The organism is Streptococcus sp., from assembly GCF_030528045.1.
Classification (GTDB): Bacteria; Bacillota; Bacilli; order Lactobacillales; family Streptococcaceae; genus Streptococcus.
This window is the reverse complement of record NZ_JAUMZR010000019.1, coordinates 1-21,753: the sequence shown is the minus strand read 5'-3', so window position 1 is coordinate 21,753 and position 21,753 is coordinate 1. Positions and strand designations below refer to the sequence as shown.

Sequence of the window (21,753 nt, the reverse complement as noted above, 5' to 3'; positions counted from 1 at the left end):
AGGCTGGGAATTCCCAGCTTTTATTCTTCTTCTGCGAGCGTTGAATGGCGGAACCCGTAAGTAAAGTAAATGACTAGACCAACTACAAGAGCAATGCCAAAGGCAATCCAGGTATCTAGACTATATTGAAGCATAAAGGAAACACAGATAAGAATGGAAAGAATTGGCAAAAGTGGCACCAAGGGAGTTTTAAACTCTCCCTCTTTTGGCATGCCCTTATCCTTTCTGAGTTTTATTATTCCGTAGGCTAGCAAAATGAGATAAGCTAGCGTACAAATATTTAAGAAGGCTGCAATACTGGCTAGAGGAAACACTCCTCCAGCAATGGCTGAAGCAACTCCTGTTAAAAGGGTCGCATTTTTAGGAACGCGACTAGTCTTGCTTAATTGTTTGAAACTTTGAGGTAAAAGTCCATCACGTGCTAAGCTATAAATCATCCGAGACAAAGCATAAGTCATGGAGATACATACGGTTATCAGGGTTAGAATGGCTACAAGCGAAACATAATTGGCCGCCCAGCCGATACCAATACTCCGTAATGAAAATGCTACTGCATCGTCCACATTGAGCTTACTGTAGTGAACAATCCCTGTCAATACTAAGGTTACCAAAGCATAGAGAATAGTGACGATTGTCAGAGAAAGGACAATTCCGCGAGGAATATTTTTTTGCGGGCTTTGAATTTCATCAACTGCCATGGAAATAGACTCAAACCCGAGAAATCCAAAGAACATCAAAGATGCACCCGCCATAATCCCAGTACTTCCACCATATAGTTGACCAAAACCAAATGGAGCAAAATTCGTCCAATTTTCAGGCTTGATGTACCAAATACCAACTAGGATAAATAAGGCGAGAGCTGAGAATTTCAAGACCACTAAAAGCGAATTAAATCGCAAAGCTGCCTTAGAATTTAATAAAACCAATCCCGTTACCAATGTCAGTACTAAAATAGGTAGAAGATCGATATAAGCACCTTGTTCAGGGTTAAAGGTTCCATTCAAGGCTTGCGGCATGGAGATACCATAATTACTGAGCAATCCCTTAAAGTAAGCTGCCCAGCCAGACGCCACACCTGAAACAGCCGTCATGAATTCCATGATGGTCAGCCAGCCAGCAATCCAGGCTGGCAATTCTCCTAAAATCGCATAGAGGTAACTATAAGCACCACCAGTAGCAGGCACACGAGAGGCAAATTCTGCAAAAAAGAGGGCTGATAGAGAAACACACAGAGCAGAAATCACAATGGAAATCACTAATGAGGGACCAGCTAGGGTAGCCGCTGCTGTTCCTGTAATGGTGAAAATCCCTGTCCCCACCATGGCACCAATCCCTAGAAGAATCAAATCCCACAATTTCAAATGGCGATGCATCTCTGTCTGTCTCAGACTAACATCCTTGGTTCTAAAAATATTCATACTTCATCTCCACTAAATGTAATTGTTTTATTTTACCATATAAAAGTATTTTTGTGAATATTTATTAGGTTCTTTTTTGAAAAAATTCTGAACAGAAAGGATTCCTGTTCAGAATTTGCATTTTTACCCACTGATTCTTTCAATTTGTTACTCATCAAGCGAGTAAGCTCAACAGTATACTCCATTGAAAGTTTTTGGGGATTTGGGATTTTTTAAACTTCAAAGTAAGGGAACGGACGGTCACTATCTAAAGGACGATTTGGAACTTCTTGTTCCAAAATAGCGCGCCAACCTGATACCAATTCTTCAAAAGTCAATTGGGCTTCTGGAGAAGCTGTTGTCAGCTTCCGACCAAACCAAGCCATGGTTGCAGTTTCAAACTGAAGCATAGCGTACTGGATTACTGGTACATTTGCCTCTTCATAATTTTCATTTACTGCACGTGCCACACCTGGTGCTTGTGGAAGGAGTTGATTACTGATTTTATCAATAACAGTCTCATCCATCTCTCTCCATGAAAGGAGCTGACCGTTTACTTGATAAAAGAGCTCAAAGGTTTCTTGATTTTCCTTGAAATTAGCAAGAACAAAAGCGCGTTCTACCGACTCAGGACCACCAGCAGCTTTTACAGCATTTATCAAGAGGTTTTGTTCCATTTGTCGCCAATAATCATCTGCTTCTTCTACTAAATCAACTGTAAAAGGTGGAACAATTTCCTCGACAGGAATTTCACCTTTATTCGATTTTTCAACATTACCAAATAATTTTTTTAAGAATCCCATTTGCTTCTCCTTTTGGGTTTTATCCGACAGATCCTTCCATTTCATAGCTAATCAAGCGGTTCAGCTCAACTGCGTATTCCATTGGAAGTTCTTTTGTGAAGGGTTCTACAAATCCCATAACGATCATCTCAGTAGCTTCAGATTCTGACAAACCACGACTCATGAGGTAGTATAGTTGTTCTTCTGAAATCTTAGATACCTTGGCTTCGTGCTCCAAAGCAACTTGCGAGTTGTGAATTTCATTAAACGGAATGGTATCTGATGCTGACAAGTCATCCATGATAATGGTATCACACTCGATATGAGAGACAGATTTCTTAGAGTTCTTGTTAAAGGTTACTTGTCCACGGTAGTCCACCTTTCCTCCGCCTTTAGCGATGGATTTAGACACGATAGAGGAGCTTGTGTGGGGAGCGTTGTGGATCATCTTGGCACCCGTATCTTGGTGTTGACCAGCATTAGCAAAGGCGATAGAGAGCATAGTACCACGCGCCCCTTCTCCATCAAGATAAACAGATGGGTATTTCATAGTTGTTTTGGCACCCAAGTTACCATCAATCCACTCAACAGTCGCATCTTTCAATGCTTTGGCACGTTTTGTTACCAAGTTATAGACATTATCAGACCAGTTTTGAATGGTTGTATAACGCATATAAGCTCCGTCCAAAGCGAAAATTTCTACAATGGCAGCGTGCAAGCTGTTGCTAGAATATGTTGGTGCTGTACATCCTTCTACGTAGTGGACGCTTGCTCCCTCATCAACGATAATCAAGGTACGTTCGAACTGACCTGTATTTTCGTTGTTGATACGGAAGTAGGTTTGAAGTGGAATATCTACCTTGACACCTTTTGGCACGTAGATAAAGGTTCCACCCGACCATACTGCTGAGTTGAGGGCCGCCAACTTGTTATCAGTCGGTGGTACCAACTTAGCGAAGTATTGTTTAAACAAGTCTGGGTATTCCTTGAGGCCAGAATCCGTATCTGTAAAGATAATCCCCAATTTCTGGAACTCTTCCTTCATGTTATGGTAAACCACTTCTGACTCGTACTGGGCAGAGGCACCTGCTAGATAAGCACGCTCAGCTTCTGGAATCCCGATACGTTCAAAGGTTTCTTTGATTTTTTCAGGAACTTCATCCCAAGAACGGGCTGGTTTGTCAGATGGTTTTTGGTAGTAGATCAAATCATCAAAGTCAATCTCTGACAAGTCTGCTCCCCAGGTTTGCATAGGCATTTTTTTGAAGGTTTCATAAGACTTCAAACGGAATTCTAACATCCACTCAGGTTCTCCCTTAGCAGCTGATAATTCGCGAATGACTTCTTCGTTCAATCCTTTTCCTGTCGATAGGACAGGCTCTACATCGTCATGGAAACCAAATTTATATTCACCAAGGTCAATTGGTTTTGGTTCTACTCTTTCTTCAGCCATAATATCCTTTCTTTCATTCTTCATTTCTACTGATTCGTAAGACAAAAGAAACTTGTCTTACTGTTTTTCTTGATCTTCAATTGTTTTCTTAAGGGCATTCCAAGCTAGAGTTGCACACTTAATCCGTTGTGGGAATTTGGCAACACCTGATAAGAAAGCTGCATCGCCAAGTTGGTCTTGACGGTCATCTTTTTGTCCTTGAACCATTTCAGAAAAAATGGTTGCAAGTTCTAAAATTTCTTGCTTTGTTTTTCCTAAAACGGCATCTGTCATCATACTAGCAGAGGCAGTTGAAATCGTGCATCCTGAGTTTAGAAAAGCGATATCTTCCAAACGGTCCTCTGCGTCAAACTTGACAGAGAGGTTGATAACATCCCCACAGGTTGGATTATTGAGACTGATTTGCTCAGCATCTTCCAGCTTCCCTTGGTGATGAGGATTTTTCGAATGGTCTGCTACCACTGCCATATAAAGGCTATCTAGTTTAAAAAGTGCCATTGAAAAACTCCTTTGTCTTTTGTAGGGCATCGACCAACTTGTCGCAATCTGCCTTGGTATTGTAGATATAAAAACTTGCACGAGCTGTTGCTGGGACTTCCAAATACTGAAGCAAAGGTTGGGCGCAATGGTGACCAGCACGAACAGCCACTCCTTCATAATCCAAAGCTGTCGCAAGATCATGAGGATGAAGATCACCTAGGTTAAAGGCAATGACACCTGAACGTTGAGCCAAGTCCTGCGAACCATAAATGGTCAAACCTTCAATGGCCTGCAATTTTGGATAGACGTATTCAATCAGTTCTTGTTCATGAGATTCAATGGCATCCATACCAATCTTTTCCAGATAATCCACTGCTGCAGCAAGTCCGATAGCACCTGCCATATTTGGCGTTCCAGCCTCAAATTTCCAAGGCAATTCCTTCCAACTAGCAGATTGCTCATAGACCAAATCAATCATCTCACCACCAAATTCAATTGGAGACATTTGTTCCAGATACTTTTCTTTGCCATAAAGAACACCGATACCAGTCGGACCAGCCATCTTGTGCCCTGAAAAGGCAAAGAAGTCCACATCCAAGTCCTGAACATCAATCTTCATATGTGGCGTAGACTGAGCACCATCCACCACCATGATAGCTCCAACTTGGTGGGCCAATTGCGTGATTTCTTTGATAGGATTAACCACACCAAGGACATTAGAGGCATGAGCTAGCGAAACAAACTTGACCTTGTCCGTCAATTTAGCGCGCAAGTCATCCATATCCAGAGCTCCGTCCTTGAGATAAACATAGACAAGCTCTGCCCCAGTCTTGCGACAAGCTTCCTGCCATGGAATGATATTAGAATGGTGTTCCATTACTGAAATCAAGACCTGGTCTCCCTCAGTCAGGATTTCCTCAGCAAAGCGTGCCACCCAGTTAAGGCTGGTTGTCGTTCCTCTGGTAAAGAGAACTTCCTTTGTAGAGCCTGCATTGATAAACTTACGAATGGTTTCACGAGCCGCCTCATAGGAAGCTGTCGCCCGCTCCGCCAAGGTATGGACCCCACGATGAACATTTGCATTGTCCTGCTCATAATAGCGGTTAATCGTTTCCAGAACTGCTAGTGGTTTTTGTGTCGTCGCGGCATTGTCCAGATAGACCAGAGGTTCATCGTTGACAATCTGGTCTAAAATTGGAAAATCCTTGCGAATCGCTTCTACATCTAACATAGGCTTCCCCTTAGCGTTTTGACAATTTTTCTTCGATCGTTGCAATCATTTCTTCACGAACTTCTTTGACTGGAATCTCAACAATTACGGAGCCAAGGAAACCGCGAACAACCAAACGCTCAGCAGTCGCCTTATCCAAGCCACGGCTCATGAGGTAGTACATATCTTCTGGATCCACCTGACCGATAGAAGCCGCGTGACCTGCAGTTACGTCATTCTCATCAATCAAAAGAATTGGGTTGGCATCTGAACGCGCTTGGTCTGAAAGCATGAGAACACGGCTTTCTTGTTGCGCATCTGCTCCCTTAGCACCCTTGATAATGTGGCCAATACCATTGAAGGTCAAGGTAGCTTTTTCAAGGATAACCCCATGTTGGAGGATATTTCCGATTGAGTTACATCCATAGTTAGTCACTCGAGTATCAATCCCTTGCACCTGACGGCCACTTGAAAGAGCTACGACTTTAAGATCAGCATGGCTACCATTTCCAATCAAGTCGCTATCAAAGTCCGCAACGACATTTCCTTCGTTCATGACACCGATTGCCCAGTCAATGCTGGCATCGTTGCCTAGTTTACCACGACGGCTAATGTAGGCAGTGACATTTTCACCTAAACGGTCAATAGCAGCAAACTTCACTTGCGCACCTGAACGAGCAATCACTTCAACCGTGATATTAGCAGTTGCCTTGGCACTACCTTCACCTCGTGACTCTAGACGTTCAAGATAACTAATCTTAGAATTTTTACCAGCGATAATCATAATATGCTTGTTAAATGGCACATCGCTATCACTGTCTTGGTAGAAAATTCCTTCGATTGGCTCTGTAATCTCAACATTATCAGGAATGTAGAGAACAGCACCACTGTTAAAGTAAGCTGTATGGTAGGCTGCCAACTTGTCATCGTCATACTTAACAGATGACATGAAGAATTCCTCAATAAGCTCTGGAATTTCTTCTAAAGCTGAGTGAAAGTCTGTAAAGACAACACCTTGTTCAGCCAATTCAACTGGAGTTTGTTCAAAAACAGTCTGCGTTCCTACTTGAACCAACTTCAAGTGATTATCTAGAGTCGTGAAGTCAGGAACATTTGCTGAAGGTTCACTTTCTGTGATGGTTCCATCTCCCAGATTCCAACGGTGAAATTTGACACGCTCAATGACTGGTAATTCCAAACTCTCAATCTTATCAAAAGCTTTTTGACGGAGGTCAGCCAACCAGCTTGGTTCAGCGTGCATTTCTGAAAAAAGTTTAATATTCTCTTTAGTCATTTACTTCTCCTAAAAGATACGAGGGAATTACAATTCTTCCTTGTAGTCGTAGCCTAGTTCTTCAGCTAGTTTTGCGTATCCTTCACGTTCCAAACGGGCAGCCAATTCTGGACCACCAGAAAGGACCACACGACCTTCCATCATCACATGTACCACGTCTGGCGTGATGTAGTTCAAGAGACGTTGGTAGTGAGTGATGATCATAGCACCAAAGCCTTCACCACGCATGGCATTGACACCTTTCGATACGACTTTAAGAGCGTCAATATCAAGACCTGAGTCAATCTCATCTAAAAGAGCAAAAGTTGGTTCCAACATCAAGAGTTGAAGAATTTCATTACGTTTTTTCTCACCACCAGAGAAACCTTCGTTGAGGTAACGCTCTGCCATTTCTTCTTTCATGTTGAGCAATTCCATTTTCTCGTCTAGTTTAGTGATGAACTCACGAACTGAAATCTTTTCATCATCTTCTTTACCAGCATTCATAGCTGCACGAAGAAATTCAGCGTTGGTAATTCCAGGGATTTCAGATGGGTATTGCATAGCAAGGAAAAGTCCCATACGCGCACGCTCGTCCACTTCCAACTCAAGGATATTTACGCCATCAAACAAGACCTCACCTTTAGTAACTTCATAGTTAGGGTTCCCCATGATAGCGGCAGAAAGAGTCGATTTACCAGTACCATTTGGTCCCATGATAGCAGCGATTTCTCCTGTTTTCAGAGTCAGATTGACTCCTTTCAAAATTTCTTTTCCTTCAATCTCAACGTGAAGATCTTTGATCTCTAATACTGACATGATAGTTCCTTTCTTTTTCTGGCCTACTTCCTTTATCCTTAGAGAAATCACTTACATTTCTCAAAAAATACAAGAAAAGGTCCATAAATATACTCTACTAGTATAACAAAAAAAAGCCTAAAAGGCTTTGATTTTGTTTAGAAGCTAGTGACTAATCCTTGCGGTTTAGGTGCTGATCAATGGCATCTACTATTTTCCCCATTACATAACTTAACCTAAAATTTCGAAAAAGAAGAATGGCCCAAAAGGCTGCCATGAAATAGCGACCCGTCATCCAAGCTTCATTGAAAAAATAAGTCTCAGCAGCAGTAAATAGTGCTATCACGATAAATTGTTGTCTAGTCATAGGATTATTGTACCATGAAATCCACTTTTAGTCTTCTTCGACCATGACTTTATCAGCCAGAAATTCAAATCCCTCTGGAATCAGGCTCTCTTCTTCTACCTCTTGATCTGCTTGAGAAGACTTGTTTTTAGCTGAAAATGCTGCACGAACCTCTTTCCATTCCTCTAGGGAAATTGCCAGGATTTCAGGTGAAAATCCAGCCGCTTGACTAAGAATATTGCCAAACATGGTATTGAGGTTATCCCGTTTCATGGTTTGGCCTGCATTGAAATTAGATTCAAAAGCTAAAATAGCATGGTGTTCGTTGGCTGCAACTGGTTGAGAACCAACAAGCAGAGCCTTATCAGGTCCAGCTAAACTCTCAATCACTTCTCCCCACGCATTCTGGAGGCGAATCAAGTTTTGCCGTGCCAATTCAGGATTTTCAACAGCTTCTTGTAGGATAGCCTGAACCTTATTACGGTCTACTCGATAGACTGTCTTGGAAGTGGCTGGACGGCTAGGGACTGGCGCCACTTGTTTAGGCACCGTTCCAACATTAGCAAGTTCTTGCTTGAGACGAACTACTTCCTGTCTCAGTGCAGAGATTTCACTTTCGACAGCTCCTGAAAGCACTGGTTCAGGCTTAATCTCCGCTAAACGAATGGTCATCATCTCAGCATAAATCTTAGGTTGTAGGCTTGCTTTCATATCCGCCAAGCTCACAGTCGCTATTCGAATCATTTCAAAGAGACTTTCCTGAGAAAGAGCTAGATTGTCCATAAAAACTGGACTATGATGAGCATTTTCGCCACCTGTCTGAACAACTAGTAGATCGCGCAAATACTGCAAGAGATCCGTCACAAAACGAGTCATGCTCTTACCATTTTCAAACAAAAGATTCAAAGAATCAAGCGCTTTTGGAACATCCTGCTGAGACAAGGCAGCTACATAGTCATCAAGTGCTGATAGACTAATGGTGCCTGTAATCTCCTCAGAGATAGCTGTGGTTAAAGCATTTCCTTGCGTCAAACTCAAAGCTTGGTCCAGAATAGACAAGGCATCCCGCATCCCACCTTCAGCTCGTCTGGCAATGATTTCCACAGCCTCTGGTTCAGAACTGATATTTTCTTTTTCTAAAATATGATGAATATGTGCCGTAATATCTTGCGTTCGAATCGACTTAAACTCAAAACGTTGGACACGCGATAAAATAGTTGCTGGAATCTTGTGCAATTCGGTGGTCGCCAAAATAAAGACAACATTTTGAGTTGGTTCTTCTAGAGTCTTTAAAAGCGCATTAAAGGCTCCTGTAGACAGCATATGAACCTCGTCTATGATATAGACCTTATAACGTGCCAAACTAGGAGCATAGGTGGATTTATCACGAATTTCTCGGATTTCATCAACTCCGTTATTCGAAGCCGCATCCATTTCGATAACATCTTCTAAGCTACCTTCTGTCACAGCCTGACAGATATAGCAGTTATTACACGGTTCTCCGTCCACTTGGTTCGGACAGTTCATAGCCTTGGCAAAAATCTTGGCTACACTGGTCTTCCCAGTCCCACGAGGGCCTGAGAAAAGATAGGCATGACTAATCTTTTCCTGCTCGATCGCTTGTTTTAGGGTTTTAGCCACAACTTCTTGACCTACTAGTTGTGAAAAAGTTTGGCTTCTATATTTTCGATAAAGTGCTTGATACATTAGGCTTTCTCCTCAAACATCGTAAAGTCCCATTCAGTCTTCTCAAGCAAAATAGCGACAAATTGTTCCAAGTAATCACGGTCAATGGCATTGTAATCATCAATAAGTGAAGAATCCAGGTCTAAGACACCCAGCAATTGACCATTCTTGAGCATGGGAACCACGATTTCACTTTTGGCCATACTATCACAAGAAATGTAGTTTGGATAGGTGGTCACATCGCCAACTAAAACAGTCTCTTGAAACTCAGCAGCTTCTCCACACACGCCTTTTCCAAGCGGAATGCGAATACAAGAAACACCACCCTGAAAAGGCCCTAAAACCAACTCGCTACCATCAAACAGATAAAAACCTGCAAATACAGTATTCGGAAAGCGAGATTTTAGGAGAGCACTAGCATTCGAAAGATTGGCAAGGACATTGCTCTCACCTTCAAGTAAATAAGAGAGTTCCTCATTTAACAATTGATATTGTGATTGTTTTTCTGAATCTAACATAGAACTATTATATCAAAAATGGGAAAGAGACAAAAGAAAAATCCCTTGTTTTAAACAAAGGATTTTATGATTGTCAATTTGATTAAAGTTCGATATCACCGAACAAGTCAGCCATTGAGAATCCTGTTTGTGTTTCTGGAAGTTCGAAATCACGTTTTTCTTGACGTTTTGGACGACGTGGACGAGCAGCGCGTTTTTCTTCTTTTTGTCCTTCTTCTTGAGCTGGACGTTCTTCAAGAGCTTTGATAGAAAGTGATACGCGTTCTGCGTCAGCGTTAACATCAAGGACTTTAACAGTAACTTCTTGACCAACAGTAAGAGCTTCTTTTGGATTTTCAATACGTTTGTGTGAAATTTGAGATACGTGAACAAGTCCATCGATACCTGGCAATACTTCAACAAATGCACCAAAGTCAGTCAAACGTTTAACTGTTCCTTCTACTACATCACCTTTAGCCAATTTTTGCTCAACGCCATCCCATGGTCCAGGTGTTGTCGCTTTAAGTGAAAGTGATACGCGTCCTTCTTCTTCGTTAAGATCAAGGATCTTCACTTCGATTTCTTCACCAACAGTTACAACAGATTTAGGTGATACGTTACGTTCGTGTGACAATTCAGTCAAGTGAACCAATCCGTCAACACCACCAAGGTCGATGAAAGCACCAAAGCTAGTGATACGAGCAACTTTACCAGTTACAACATCACCAACAGCCAATTTACCGAACACTTCAGCACGAGCTGCCGCAGTAGCTGCTTCAACAACTTCACGACGTGAAAGGATAAAGCGGTTTTCTTTTGGATCAACTTCTTTGATTTTAGCATCAAATTCTTGACCTACAAAACGCTCAGTGTTACGTACGAAACGAGTATCCAACATTGAAGCTGGGATGAATCCGCGAACACCTTCAAATTCTACTGAAAGTCCACCTTTAACGGCACGAGTTCCTTTAACAGTAACAACTTCTTCTTCGCGACCAACAAGTTTGTCCCATGCTTTGCGAGCTTCAAGGCGTTTTTTAGATACAAGGTATGTAACTGTATCAGTATCTTTACCAACTACTTGACGAAGTACAAGAACATCCAATACTTCTCCTACTTTAACAAAGTCATTGATATCTGCATCGCGATCGTTTGTCAATTCGCGAAGAGTCAAGACACCTTCAACACCAGTCCCAGAGATTGCAACGTTAGCTTGAGTCGCATCAACTGTCAATACTTCAGCACTAACAACATCACCAGGCTCAACTTGGCTAACGCTATTTAGCAAATCTTCAAATTCGTTCATCTAAAAAATCCTCCAACAATCAAGTTTTTCCAAACTTGACATACTTATAATTTTTTTCCTAAGCACCCGCAAAGACATGTTCACATCGTTCACGTCTTTCAATTATAAAAATAAAATACCCTAAGATATTTTCCTTTTTATCTTGAATTTATTACCTAAGAACTGGGGTAGCTGGATTCGAACCAACGCATGAGGGAGTCAAAGTCCCTTGCCTTACCGCTTGGCTATACCCCATTGATGAATGGAGAGAGAGGGATTCGAACCCCCGAACCCGAAGGAGCGGATTTACAGTCCGCCGCGTTTAGCCTCTTCGCTATCTCTCCAATGTTTAACGAGAGCTATTATATCATGAAATTTTCAATAAAACAAGTATTATTTTGTCAAATTATAGTTTTCAATCAAAATTTCCACAGCTTTTTCAAGTTTTTTATAAAAACTATCGACATTTCCATTATTTATGATGGCAAATTGGCTATCTAATTCGGCAATTTCTCCAATAACCTTTTTCCCGATCGTCAAAACGTATCCTTCATAGCTGTCTTTTCCAACAGTCACTTTTGCATCAGTTAATTGGATTTCAATTTTCTTATCTTTTTTACTCATACTGTACCTCTTTTCACTTTTTCTATTGTACAAGAAAATGCTCAAACTAGCAAGAAAAAACTCCATTTCAGTCCTTACAACTGCTATGGAGTTCTTCTTTACTTCATGACTTTTAGTCCACTTTGACAATCCATCCTTCTGGTGCTTCTACATCACCAAATTGGATACCAGTCAATTCATCATAGAGTTTACGTGTAACAGGTCCTACTTCTGTTTCACTATAGAAAACATGGAAATCATCGCCATGTTGGATGCCTCCAATTGGAGAAATAACTGCTGCTGTTCCACAAGCACCAGCCTCTACAAAACGATCCAAATTATCGATTGGGACATCACCTTCAATCGGAGTCAAGCCCAAGCGGTGTTCTGCCAAATAAAGCAAAGAATACTTGGTAATAGATGGTAAAATAGATGGACTCAATGGCGTTACAAATTCGTTGTTAGCTGTGATTCCAAAGAAGTTGGCTGATCCGACTTCCTCAATCTTGGTGTGGGTAGCTGGATCTAGGTAGATAACATCTGAAAAATTACGTGATTTTGCCATTTTTCCTGGTAGAAGACTAGCAGCATAGTTCCCACCTACCTTGGCCGCACCCGTACCATTTGGAGCTGCACGGTCGTATTCATCCTGAATCAAGAAGTTCGTTGGAACTAAACCACCTTTAAAGTAATTTCCAACTGGCATAGCAAAGATGGTAAAAATATATTCTTCTGCTGGTTTTACCCCAATAATATCCCCAACACCAATCAAAAGTGGACGGAGATAAAGGGTTCCACCTGTTCCATATGGTGGGACGTATTCTTCATTTGCACGCACAACTGCTTTACAAGCTTCTACAAACATTTCTGTTGGAACTTGTGGCATCAAAAGACGGTCACAAGTACGTTGCAAACGCTTAGCATTTTCGTCAGGACGGAACAATTGAACACTGCCGTCCTTGGTACGATAGGCTTTCAATCCCTCAAATGCTTGCTGTCCATAGTGGAGACTTGGAGAAGACTCTGAAATATGCAAGGTTGCATCCTCTGTCAATTCTCCTTGATCCCATTGACCATTTCTGTAGTGAGCGATATAACGGTAAGGTAGTTTCATATAAGCAAATCCAAGGTTTTCCCAATCAATTGCAACTGTCATGTGTTTCTCCTTTATACTATTCAAACTATGTGTTCTATTCTACACTTTTCTAGTAGAATTTCAAGTATTATTTGTAATTTTCTGAAAATTTTTTCAACATAAAGAAATCAGCCCTCTGGACTGATTCTTTTTACGAATTTGTTTTATCCTCTTTAAAGACTTCTTTGAGGTAAGCATCGAAAACTTCCTCATCTGAAATGGTGTCTGAAATAAAGCTTCCATTGCTAGTACGTTCTGACAAGTTGAGGTCTTGCAATCGACTCTCATAGATTGTTCCCTTGTTAGATTGGACAAGTAACGTTTGGTCGTTTTCTTCTACTTCTGTACTAAAAAGATCACCAACGAAACCTTGCTCTGCAACTGCTCCAGCCAAGAAGACACGGTGCGGTTTGTTTTTCAACTCACGCAAAACTTGTAGTCCTCGTTTAGCACGGCTGGTCGCTGGAATTTCCTCAATGGAAACGCGTTTCAAGCTTCCACGTTGGGTCAAGAGGTAGAAGGATGAGGTGTTACAGATAAAGGCTTCCTGAAGCGCATCATCTGCTTTCAGGTTCATAGCCTTGACACCTGCAGCCTTGGCACCAACAACCGGAACCTCTTCGATATTGAAACGAAGGGCATAACCGTTTTGACTAATCAAAAGAACACCATCTAGTTTAATCGGAGCCACTGCTACAATCTGGTCTGTCTCGTCTTTGAGCTTAGCGTACTTGACAGATTTCGACTTGTAGGTCCGCCATGGAGAGAACTCTTTGCGTTCTACACGCTTGATTTGACCAAGGCGAGTCGCTGCAAAATAAGTTGTCGCATCATCAAACTGATCCACTACTTCTGCATAGAGGATTTCTTCGTTAGTTTCAAAGTTTGTAATGGTCTGGCTCAGATGCTCTCCGATATCCTTCCAACGAATATCTGCCAATTCATGGATTGGTCGATAAATGACATTTCCAAGAGTAGTGAACATCAAGAGGTGCTGGGTTGTCTTGGCAGTTTGCACAAAGATCAAACGATCATCATCACGTTTGCCAATTTCTTCCAGAGTGGATGCCGCAAAGGAACGTGGGCTGGTACGCTTGATATAGCCTGCCTTGGTTACGCTGATGTAAGTATCTTCTTCAGCAATCAAACTAGCTGTATCAATCTCAATCACTTTTGCTGTATCTTCCAAAGTACTCAAACGTGGTGTCGCAAATTTCTTCTTGACCTCACGAAGTTCTTTCTTCATGAGATTATACATGGTACGTTCATCACCGATGATAGCCGCAAGCATGGCAATCTTTTCACGAAGTTCTGCTTCTTCTTCCTGCAAGACAACAACGTCTGTATTGGTCAAACGGTAAAGTTGTAAGGTCACGATGGCTTCAGCCTGCTCTTCTGTAAACTCATAGCTGACCTTGAGGTTTTCCTTGGCGTCAGCCTTGTTCTCAGAAGCACGGATAAGGGCAATGACTTCATCCAAAATCGAAATCACGCGAATTAAACCTTCAACGATGTGAAGACGTTTCTCAGCCTTTTCCTTGTCAAAGCGTGAACGCGCCAGAATCACTTCACGACGGTGGGCGATATAGCTAGACAGGATTGGGACAATTCCAACTTGACGAGGAGTGAAATTATCAATCGCTACCATGTTAAAGTTGTAATTGATTTGTAAGTCGGTGTATTTGAAAAGATAGTTGAGAACAAGCTCGGTATTAGCGTCTTTCTTGAGTTCGATAGCAATGCGAAGGCCGTCACGGTCAGACTCATCACGAACTTCGGCAATCCCCGCTACTTTGTTATTGACACGAACATCATCAATTTTCTTGACCAGATTGGCCTTATTGATTTCATAAGGAATCTCAGTGATAACGATTTGTTCCTTACCGCCTTTTAGCTTTTCAATCTCCGTCTTGGAACGAACAACTACGCGTCCTTTCCCAGTTTCATAAGCCTTCTTTATTTCGTCACGCCCTTGGATGATAGCCCCTGTAGGGAAGTCTGGACCAGGTAAGAATTCCATGAGCTTGTCCACCTTGGCTGTTGGATGGTCAATCATGTAAACAGTCGCATCAATGACCTCAGCTAAATTATGCGGAGGAATATCTGTGGCATATCCAGCCGAAATACCAGTCGAACCATTGACCAAGAGGTTTGGAAATGCTGCTGGTGAGACAGTAGGTTCTTTCTCGGTATCGTCAAAGTTCCAAGCAAAGGGAACTGTCTTTTTCTCGATATCTTGAAGAAGATAACCAGCAATCTCAGACAAACGAGCTTCGGTATAACGCATTGCCGCTGGCGGATCTCCGTCCATAGAACCGTTATTACCGTGCATTTCAACTAGAATCTCACGGTTTTTCCAATCCTGAGACATACGAACCATGGCATCATAGATAGAAGAATCCCCGTGTGGGTGGAAATTCCCCATGATGTTCCCGACAGACTTAGCAGACTTGCGGTAGCTCTTGTCAAAAGTATTGCCATCCTTATTCATCGAATAAAGAATACGACGCTGAACCGGCTTCAATCCATCACGAATGTCTGGCAAAGCCCTGTCTTGAATAATGTACTTGGAGTAGCGACCAAAGCGCTCTCCCATGATGTCCTCAAGGGACATGTTTTGAATGTTACTCATATAGGATACAGAGCCCGTAAAATACCAAGTGTAAAGATAAATTCTTGAAATAAGCTCTCAAAAGAATTTATTTTTTTACACAGTATTTAGGGCGTGTTCAACTCCTTTCAAAGAATGTAGAGTGGTTTTTACATTAAAATTGGTATTAAGAAAAATATTTTTAGATACTATTTAAGTCATTCACAAACACTTATTTAGATTAAGTAAAGGCAACTATTTCCTATGGATTATTCTTTCTTCTTTGAAGTGTGTACAAATATTGACAAGGTAAATAAGAAACTATAACAGTTGATATCAGCAAGATATTAAACATAAACTTTTGCCCTCTAAATAGCTCCTCCCAATGCATTGTATTAAGATAATGAAAAATTAAACCGAATAAATAACAGAAACTTACAGGGAAGACTCTCCACTTGATTGATTTGTATAAATAATATCAGCGTATTGAGTGATAGAGTGTGGAAGAAACAAGCATAGGTAAACAAAAAGAAATTAGAAAGAAAGAAAATCTTAAAGCATCATCAAAAAGCTCTGTGCGATCTATTGAAATAAGCCAAATATTACACATCGTTATAATAATCGGGAAAAATAATCCATACACCCTTTTATGTAACTTATTTCTTTTGATAGCTAGAAATATAGAGGACACCAATACTAAAATTTGTACTCCTGGGAATCCCATAAAAAATGTAGCAAATACATAATCTAACATACTAGTTCAACCTCTCCTCAGCATACTTAATCATCTTCTCAGCTACTTCTTTATCGTAGTCAAATCCAATCTTTTGGGCAAGGATTTGAGCCTCTTGATGGAAAAGTTCCATGGTAGCAAACAAAGACCGAGTGATTTTATCTAAACTTGATAAATCAAGCAGATTTGAGAATTCTTTCTCTTTCTCAGCAGGTAAATAGTTAAAGAGATACTTGTAGTTTTTGCCGATATCAATCGTCCCCTTATCAGCTGCAACCTGCCAAGCCAAGACCTTCAAGAGTTCTTGTTGACAAATTCCGTAGAGATGGTCTGTGGCATAAATGACTTGCTTGCGGCAGATTCCTTTGACCACGTAAGCTGATACCCACCAAAATTCATTGCAGGCTTTTTCAAGCTTTATCGTGCTAGCTGGGCTTGTCCAAAAACGTTGAGGACTTGGTGAATAAGGGGCAAACAAACCCTTCTTATCTTCTAAAACGGTGAACCCTGCTTCACTATCCACCCACTCTTGAATATATTCCGTAGGACAGAGGGTCAAATCAATCCGATTTCCATCTTCAAATAGCATCAGATAAAGTCGACGGTTGCCTAGGACATTATGCTGCTCAATGATACGAGTGCCAAACTGGTCTAACCAAGAAAGGTCACTCGTCAGATTATCTAAGTCGTCCACGACATAGACCACGTCGTAATCCTGAAACTCATCTTTTGGTGCTTTTGGGTTTGTCCGTGAACCAGACATGGCGACAGCTTCAACTTGTATATTTTCGGCTACCTGTAAAATCAATTTCAGCATTTGCGCTTCACTTCTATGTTGTCTGCACATATCTTTTATAGAATTATTTTTCATTGCCGTCTTGCTCCTCTTGTTTTTGGACGCCTCGTATTCTTTTCATCTCAAGTTCGCCTACTATCAATTGGATAGTTGAACAAATCCCCAAAACGATTAAAATATAACAAATAGATATTATGTTGCTTCTTTGGTAATTTTTTATGATTTCCCATACAACAAATATATTTACCAATGAAAGGAGAAAGATGAAGGTGGCATTGATCAGGAGTATTATAGCTAATTTGCTCGTAAAATGCCTACAATGGATTACGCTCTTATATAGAGTATAAAATGAGTAAACAAACATCAAGGGGGCGAAATATTCTATATAAAACAAAATAAATCTTGCCCCATAGTACGAGTTACCTTTCACTGGCATATCAGATAGACAGACACCAATTGTGAAAATGGACAGTAAAAACAGGGATATTGAACGAGCATACTCTTTTCTCCCCAAGTTGGAGATTAAATCACTTATAATTCCAAAGATTACTATGACAATAACGAAAATAGAAAACATAAATTCCCTAATCATTACTGAACCTCCATCAATTCTACATATTATTTACACAACAAATGTGACAATCATTTTTACTTGAACGATGCAACTTTACTGTATGGCGAAGGTTATACCCTTCGTAATAATATGAAGCATCCACACCCTTAAAGAAACGGGTCTGAGTAAGGTCATCCGTCAGATTATTGAGGAGGAGATACTTGAGTTCTTACCAGCGTCAACTTTTAAAGTTTCAGCTGTTTTTAAAATCAGTCCAAGCATTTCCTGGTTAGTTCTCATCTATGTCACCCTCATCTGAAACATGGTTAGTAAAAGGAGCATCTTCTTTCTTTTGTTGTTGTAGTTTTCGAACTCTTGTTCTTTCAAGCATCCAAAGTAGGAATTGAATTCCTGAAAAAAGGCCTTGCAAGAAAATAAATATATAGATTTCTTTAATCCCTCTAAATAATACTAAACCATTTACAATTGAGAGTAGAAATATAAGTGCAACGTTACATATTAGGATCCGTGCAAACTTACTAGGGAAATACTTGACGTGCTTGATACTCTTATAAAGACTAGTAATCGCATACGTTAAGCACAGAGGCGCATGAGCGTAGATGGAAAACACCCGTACAAATGCTCCTAAGTATGGTTCGTCTAAAGACGGATTGAACACTACAAACATTCCTATATTACAAGCCATAAATACTAGGGAACTTAAGGAGCTTGAATATTCTATTTTCTCTTTATTGGAAATTGCATCAAGAATTATCCCAGCAATAACAATGATTTCGAGAAAGAAAAATATCATTATTAAATAACTGTTCACTATTCACTCCCCCTTTGCTTACTGATTACGTTTGGTGTAATGGAGATAGAGAGGAGGAAGATAGGAAACCAGAATCATCAAAATCATTACCAAGAATGTCAACAGATGGATCTGAACTAAATTTACCACATACCATCCCAGAATACCCACAGATAGGGGACCTAAAACATAGGATAGGAAAACCCAAAAAGCCTTCCACCGTTTCTCCGGATAGACATAACACAATCGAATCAGTGTGTAGACTAAGGTTCCTGCTATCAAAGGAAAACCAAATAAAATCATGACAAAGGATGCCACTAAAGAACCGGATTCTGACGAATCCATATTGAATAAAAGCATCAAGATCATAAACAAGGTAAATACAATCGGTGCATATAAACCTTGGAAGCTTTTTTTTCGACTATCGATGTAGAATGCAAGAATAGCCGAGGGTAAAGAAACTAAGAAAACCAAACCCAAATAACTTCCAAAAATCGAATGTCCTGAACTATCCATTAATCATACTCCTTAAAACACTGTCGCTTCTTCCAGCGTAAACTTGACATTATCCTCAATCCACTTACGGCGTGGTTCGACCTTATCTCCCATGAGGACATTGACGCGGCGTTCTGCGCGGGCTAGGTCTTCAATCGTAACACGGATGAGTGTACGAGTTTCCGGATTCATAGTTGTTTCCCAAAGTTGGTCCGCATTCATCTCACCAAGACCTTTGTAGCGTTGAAGGGTAGCCCCTTTACCGAACTGCTTACGTAGTTCTTCTAGCTCTCCGTCCGTCCAAGCATAGGCCACTTCTTCTTTCTTACCTTTCCCTTTGGACATCTTGTAAAGAGGCGGAAGGGCGATATAGACATGGCCTGCCTCAACTAGCGGACGCATATAACGGTAGAAGAATGTTAAAAGAAGAGTTTGGATATGGGCACCATCGGTGTCGGCATCGGTCATGATAATGATCTTGTCATAGTTGGCATCTTCAAGTGAGAAGTCTGCCCCAACACCCGCACCGATGGTATAAATCATGGTATTGATTTCTTCATTTTTGAGAATATCTGCCATCTTGGCCTTGGCTGTATTGATAACCTTACCTCGAAGAGGCAAGATAGCCTGGAACTTACGGTCACGACCTTGCTTGGCAGAACCGCCGGCAGAGTCCCCCTCAACCAGGTAAAGTTCATTCTTGGCAGGGTTTTTAGACTGGGCTGGGGTCAATTTCCCAGACAACAAGCCCTTATCTTTTTTATTTTTCTTACCATTTCGGCTCTCATCACGCGCTTTGCGAGCCGCTTCACGGGCATCACGCGCCTTAATAGCCTTGCGGATGAGATTGGAAGTCAGTTCACCATTTTCCATAAGAAAGAAGGTCAACTTATCAGCCACAATCCCATCCACAACTGGACGAGCCAGAGGACTCCCTAGTTTATCCTTGGTCTGACCTTCAAACTGGAGGTGTTCTTCAGGAACGAGAATAGAAAGAACGGCTGCTAGTCCCTCGCGATAATCTGAACCTTCAAGGTTTTTATCTTTTTCCTTGAGAAGTCCTGTCTTACGCGCGTAGTCATTCATGACCTTAGTAATGGCAGACTTGAGTCCCGTCTCATGCGTTCCACCATCTTTCGTACGAACGTTATTGACAAAGGACAGAATGTTATCTGAAAATCCATCATTGTACTGGAGGGCAACTTCCACTTGGAAACCATTGTCTTCGCCTTCAAAGTATAGAACTGGCGTCAAGGTTTCCTTGTCTTCATTGAGGTAAGAAACAAAGTCTTGTACCCCGTTCTCATAATGGAACTCGATTGCTTCGTCTGTTCGTTTGTCTGTTAATGACAAGGTTACATTTTTCAAGAGAAAGGCTGACTCATTAAGGCGTTCTGAGATGGTATTGTACTTGAAGTCAGTCGTAGAAAAGATAGTTGCATCTGGCATGAAGGTAACCTTGGTACCTGTCTTAGACTTGGGTGCTGTACCAATTTTCTTCAGGGTTGTAACAGGTTTTCCACCATTTTCAAAACGTTGCTTGTAGACTGTACCGTCACGAGTAATTTCAACTTCCAACCAACTAGAAAGGGCATTAACAACGGAAGAACCCACCCCGTGGAGACCTCCAGATGTCTTATAACCCCCTTGACCGAATTTTCCTCCAGCGTGGAGAATAGTAAAGATAACTTCAACAGTTGGAATTCCCATGGCGTGCATCCCAGTTGGCATCCCACGACCATGGTCTTGAACGGTTAAACTGCCGTATTTATTGATAGTCACATCGATGCGATCACCAAATCCAGACAAGGCCTCATCGACTGCATTGTCCACAATTTCCCAGACTAGGTGATGGAGACCAGCACCGTCAGTCGATCCAATATACATTCCCGGACGTTTACGGACTGCATCCAACCCTTCTAGCACCTGAATGGCGTCATCATTGTAGTTATTAATATTGATTTCCTTTTTTGACACAAGGAACCTCCTATTTGTTCATCTTTTCTATTTTACAGGTTTTCTAGCGATTTTGCAAAGCTTTTCCCTTTCAGCCGTCACAATTTCACAGGATATTCTCTGACTTTCTACACCATTTCATGGTATAATAGTTCTATGATGACATTTGTATTATTAATTTTAGCTTATCTGCTAGGTTCGATTCCATCTGGTCTTTGGATTGGACAAATTTTTTTTCAAACAAATCTGCATGAACATGGTTCTGGAAACACCGGAACAACCAATACTTTCCGAATTTTAGGTAAGAAAGCGGGTATGGCAACCTTTGTGATTGACTTCTTTAAAGGAACCTTGGCAACTCTCCTTCCAATCCTTTTCCACCTTCAAGGTGTATCACCTCTCGTCTTTGGTTTTTTGGCTGTGATTGGACATACTTTCCCTATCTTTGCAGGATTTAAGGGTGGCAAGGCTGTCGCAACCAGTGCTGGAGTGATTTTTGGATTTGCGCCTGTTTTCTGTCTCTATCTAGCAATCGTATTCTTTGGAAGCCTCTATCTAGGTAGTATGATTTCACTGTCTAGCGTTACCGCTTCTATCGCAGCCGTTATCGGAGTTCTCCTATTTCCACTATTTGGTTTTATCCTAAACAGCTATGACCCTCTCTTCATTTTGATTATCCTAGCACTTGCTAGCTTGATTATCATTCGTCACAAGGATAATATCACACGTATCAAAAATAAAACTGAAAATCTCGTCCCTTGGGGATTGAACCTAACCCATCAAAATCCTAACAAATAAAACGCCAGTTTGAAACTGACGTTTTTTGGCTCTATAATATCTGTAGTGGGTAAAAACCACTATGGAAATTATGGAG

General features: G+C 41.1%; 20 protein-coding genes and 2 tRNA genes. 1 reads left to right on the top strand and 21 read right to left on the bottom strand.

The genetic code is table 11. The annotated features are described in order from the left end of the window. Positions 1-20: 20 nt before the first annotated feature. From Q4A91_RS05095 to parE, 21 genes are all read right to left on the bottom strand, one after another. Positions 21-1,418 (bottom strand): APC family permease, encoded by a 1,398-nt coding sequence (locus Q4A91_RS05095; protein WP_303209244.1) that lies wholly within the window; start codon positions 1,416-1,418, stop codon positions 21-23. Between the two features lie 212 nt (positions 1,419-1,630). Beyond that, positions 1,631-2,200: a hypothetical protein gene (locus Q4A91_RS05090; protein ID WP_303209243.1), complete on the bottom strand. Its 570-nt coding sequence runs from the start codon at positions 2,198-2,200 to the stop codon at positions 1,631-1,633. A gap of 19 nt (positions 2,201-2,219) precedes the next feature. Beyond that, positions 2,220-3,632: a Fe-S cluster assembly protein SufB gene (gene sufB / locus Q4A91_RS05085; protein WP_303209242.1), complete on the bottom strand. Its 1,413-nt coding sequence runs from the start codon at positions 3,630-3,632 to the stop codon at positions 2,220-2,222. 57 nt (positions 3,633-3,689) lie between these two features. Next, entirely contained in the window at positions 3,690-4,130 is a 441-nt protein-coding gene (gene sufU / locus Q4A91_RS05080; protein ID WP_303209241.1) for a Fe-S cluster assembly sulfur transfer protein SufU, read from the bottom strand. After that, complete coding sequence (locus tag Q4A91_RS05075) at positions 4,117-5,343, bottom strand: cysteine desulfurase (protein ID WP_303209240.1); 1,227 nt, start codon at positions 5,341-5,343, stop codon at positions 4,117-4,119. The genes sufU and Q4A91_RS05075 overlap by 14 nt, the downstream gene beginning before the upstream one ends. 10 nt (positions 5,344-5,353) lie before the next feature. Next, on the bottom strand, positions 5,354-6,616 hold the full coding sequence (gene sufD, locus Q4A91_RS05070) for a Fe-S cluster assembly protein SufD (protein ID WP_303209239.1): 1,263 nt from the start codon (positions 6,614-6,616) through the stop codon (positions 5,354-5,356). 27 nt (positions 6,617-6,643) lie between these two features. Further along, positions 6,644-7,414, bottom strand: a complete 771-nt coding sequence (sufC, locus tag Q4A91_RS05065) for a Fe-S cluster assembly ATPase SufC (RefSeq protein WP_000114489.1) — start codon at positions 7,412-7,414, stop codon at positions 6,644-6,646. Between the two features lie 151 nt (positions 7,415-7,565). After that, positions 7,566-7,760 carry a DUF3272 family protein gene (locus Q4A91_RS05060; RefSeq protein ID WP_000198269.1) on the bottom strand — a complete coding sequence of 65 codons (195 nt, stop codon included), beginning with the start codon at positions 7,758-7,760 and terminating at the stop codon, positions 7,566-7,568. A gap of 27 nt (positions 7,761-7,787) precedes the next feature. Continuing rightward, a complete protein-coding gene (dnaX, locus tag Q4A91_RS05055) occupies positions 7,788-9,446 on the bottom strand; it encodes a DNA polymerase III subunit gamma/tau (RefSeq protein ID WP_303209202.1) in 1,659 nt (552 codons plus the stop codon). Next, entirely contained in the window at positions 9,446-9,943 is a 498-nt protein-coding gene (locus Q4A91_RS05050; protein WP_303209201.1) for a GAF domain-containing protein, read from the bottom strand. The genes dnaX and Q4A91_RS05050 overlap by 1 nt, the downstream gene beginning before the upstream one ends. Positions 9,944-10,025: 82 nt before the next feature. After that, a complete protein-coding gene (rpsA, locus tag Q4A91_RS05045) occupies positions 10,026-11,228 on the bottom strand; it encodes a 30S ribosomal protein S1 (RefSeq protein ID WP_001001617.1) in 1,203 nt (400 codons plus the stop codon). A gap of 162 nt (positions 11,229-11,390) precedes the next feature. After that, positions 11,391-11,462 (bottom strand) — tRNA-Gln (locus Q4A91_RS05040). A gap of 8 nt (positions 11,463-11,470) precedes the next feature. After that, a tRNA-Tyr gene (locus tag Q4A91_RS05035) sits at positions 11,471-11,551 on the bottom strand. 49 nt (positions 11,552-11,600) lie between these two features. Beyond that, positions 11,601-11,831 carry a DUF2969 domain-containing protein gene (locus Q4A91_RS05030; protein ID WP_303209198.1) on the bottom strand — a complete coding sequence of 77 codons (231 nt, stop codon included), beginning with the start codon at positions 11,829-11,831 and terminating at the stop codon, positions 11,601-11,603. Between the two features lie 112 nt (positions 11,832-11,943). Further along, positions 11,944-12,981, bottom strand: a complete 1,038-nt coding sequence (locus Q4A91_RS05025; protein WP_303209253.1) for a branched-chain amino acid aminotransferase — start codon at positions 12,979-12,981, stop codon at positions 11,944-11,946. Positions 12,982-13,096: 115 nt separating this feature from the next. After that, a complete protein-coding gene (gene parC / locus Q4A91_RS05020) occupies positions 13,097-15,577 on the bottom strand; it encodes a DNA topoisomerase IV subunit A (protein ID WP_303209196.1) in 2,481 nt (826 codons plus the stop codon). A gap of 436 nt (positions 15,578-16,013) precedes the next feature. After that, complete coding sequence (locus tag Q4A91_RS05015; protein ID WP_303209195.1) at positions 16,014-16,289, bottom strand: hypothetical protein; 276 nt, start codon at positions 16,287-16,289, stop codon at positions 16,014-16,016. A gap of 1 nt (position 16,290) precedes the next feature. Next, entirely contained in the window at positions 16,291-17,139 is an 849-nt protein-coding gene (locus tag Q4A91_RS05010) for an aminoglycoside 6-adenylyltransferase (RefSeq protein WP_303209193.1), read from the bottom strand. A 767-nt stretch (positions 17,140-17,906) separates the two neighbouring features. Further along, positions 17,907-18,449, bottom strand: a complete 543-nt coding sequence (locus tag Q4A91_RS05000; protein ID WP_303209191.1) for a hypothetical protein — start codon at positions 18,447-18,449, stop codon at positions 17,907-17,909. 18 nt (positions 18,450-18,467) lie between these two features. Further along, positions 18,468-18,944 carry a hypothetical protein gene (locus Q4A91_RS04995; RefSeq protein WP_303209189.1) on the bottom strand — a complete coding sequence of 159 codons (477 nt, stop codon included), beginning with the start codon at positions 18,942-18,944 and terminating at the stop codon, positions 18,468-18,470. A 12-nt stretch (positions 18,945-18,956) separates the two neighbouring features. Continuing rightward, complete coding sequence (gene parE / locus Q4A91_RS04990) at positions 18,957-20,900, bottom strand: DNA topoisomerase IV subunit B (protein WP_303209187.1); 1,944 nt, start codon at positions 20,898-20,900, stop codon at positions 18,957-18,959. A 135-nt stretch (positions 20,901-21,035) separates the two neighbouring features. On the opposite strand from parE, the gene plsY reads away from it, so the two are divergent. After that, the gene (plsY, locus tag Q4A91_RS04985) at positions 21,036-21,677 is read left to right on the top strand and encodes a glycerol-3-phosphate 1-O-acyltransferase PlsY (RefSeq protein ID WP_303209186.1); all 642 of its coding nucleotides are present in this window, start codon (positions 21,036-21,038) and stop codon (positions 21,675-21,677) included. The last annotated feature ends 76 nt before the right edge of the window (positions 21,678-21,753 follow it).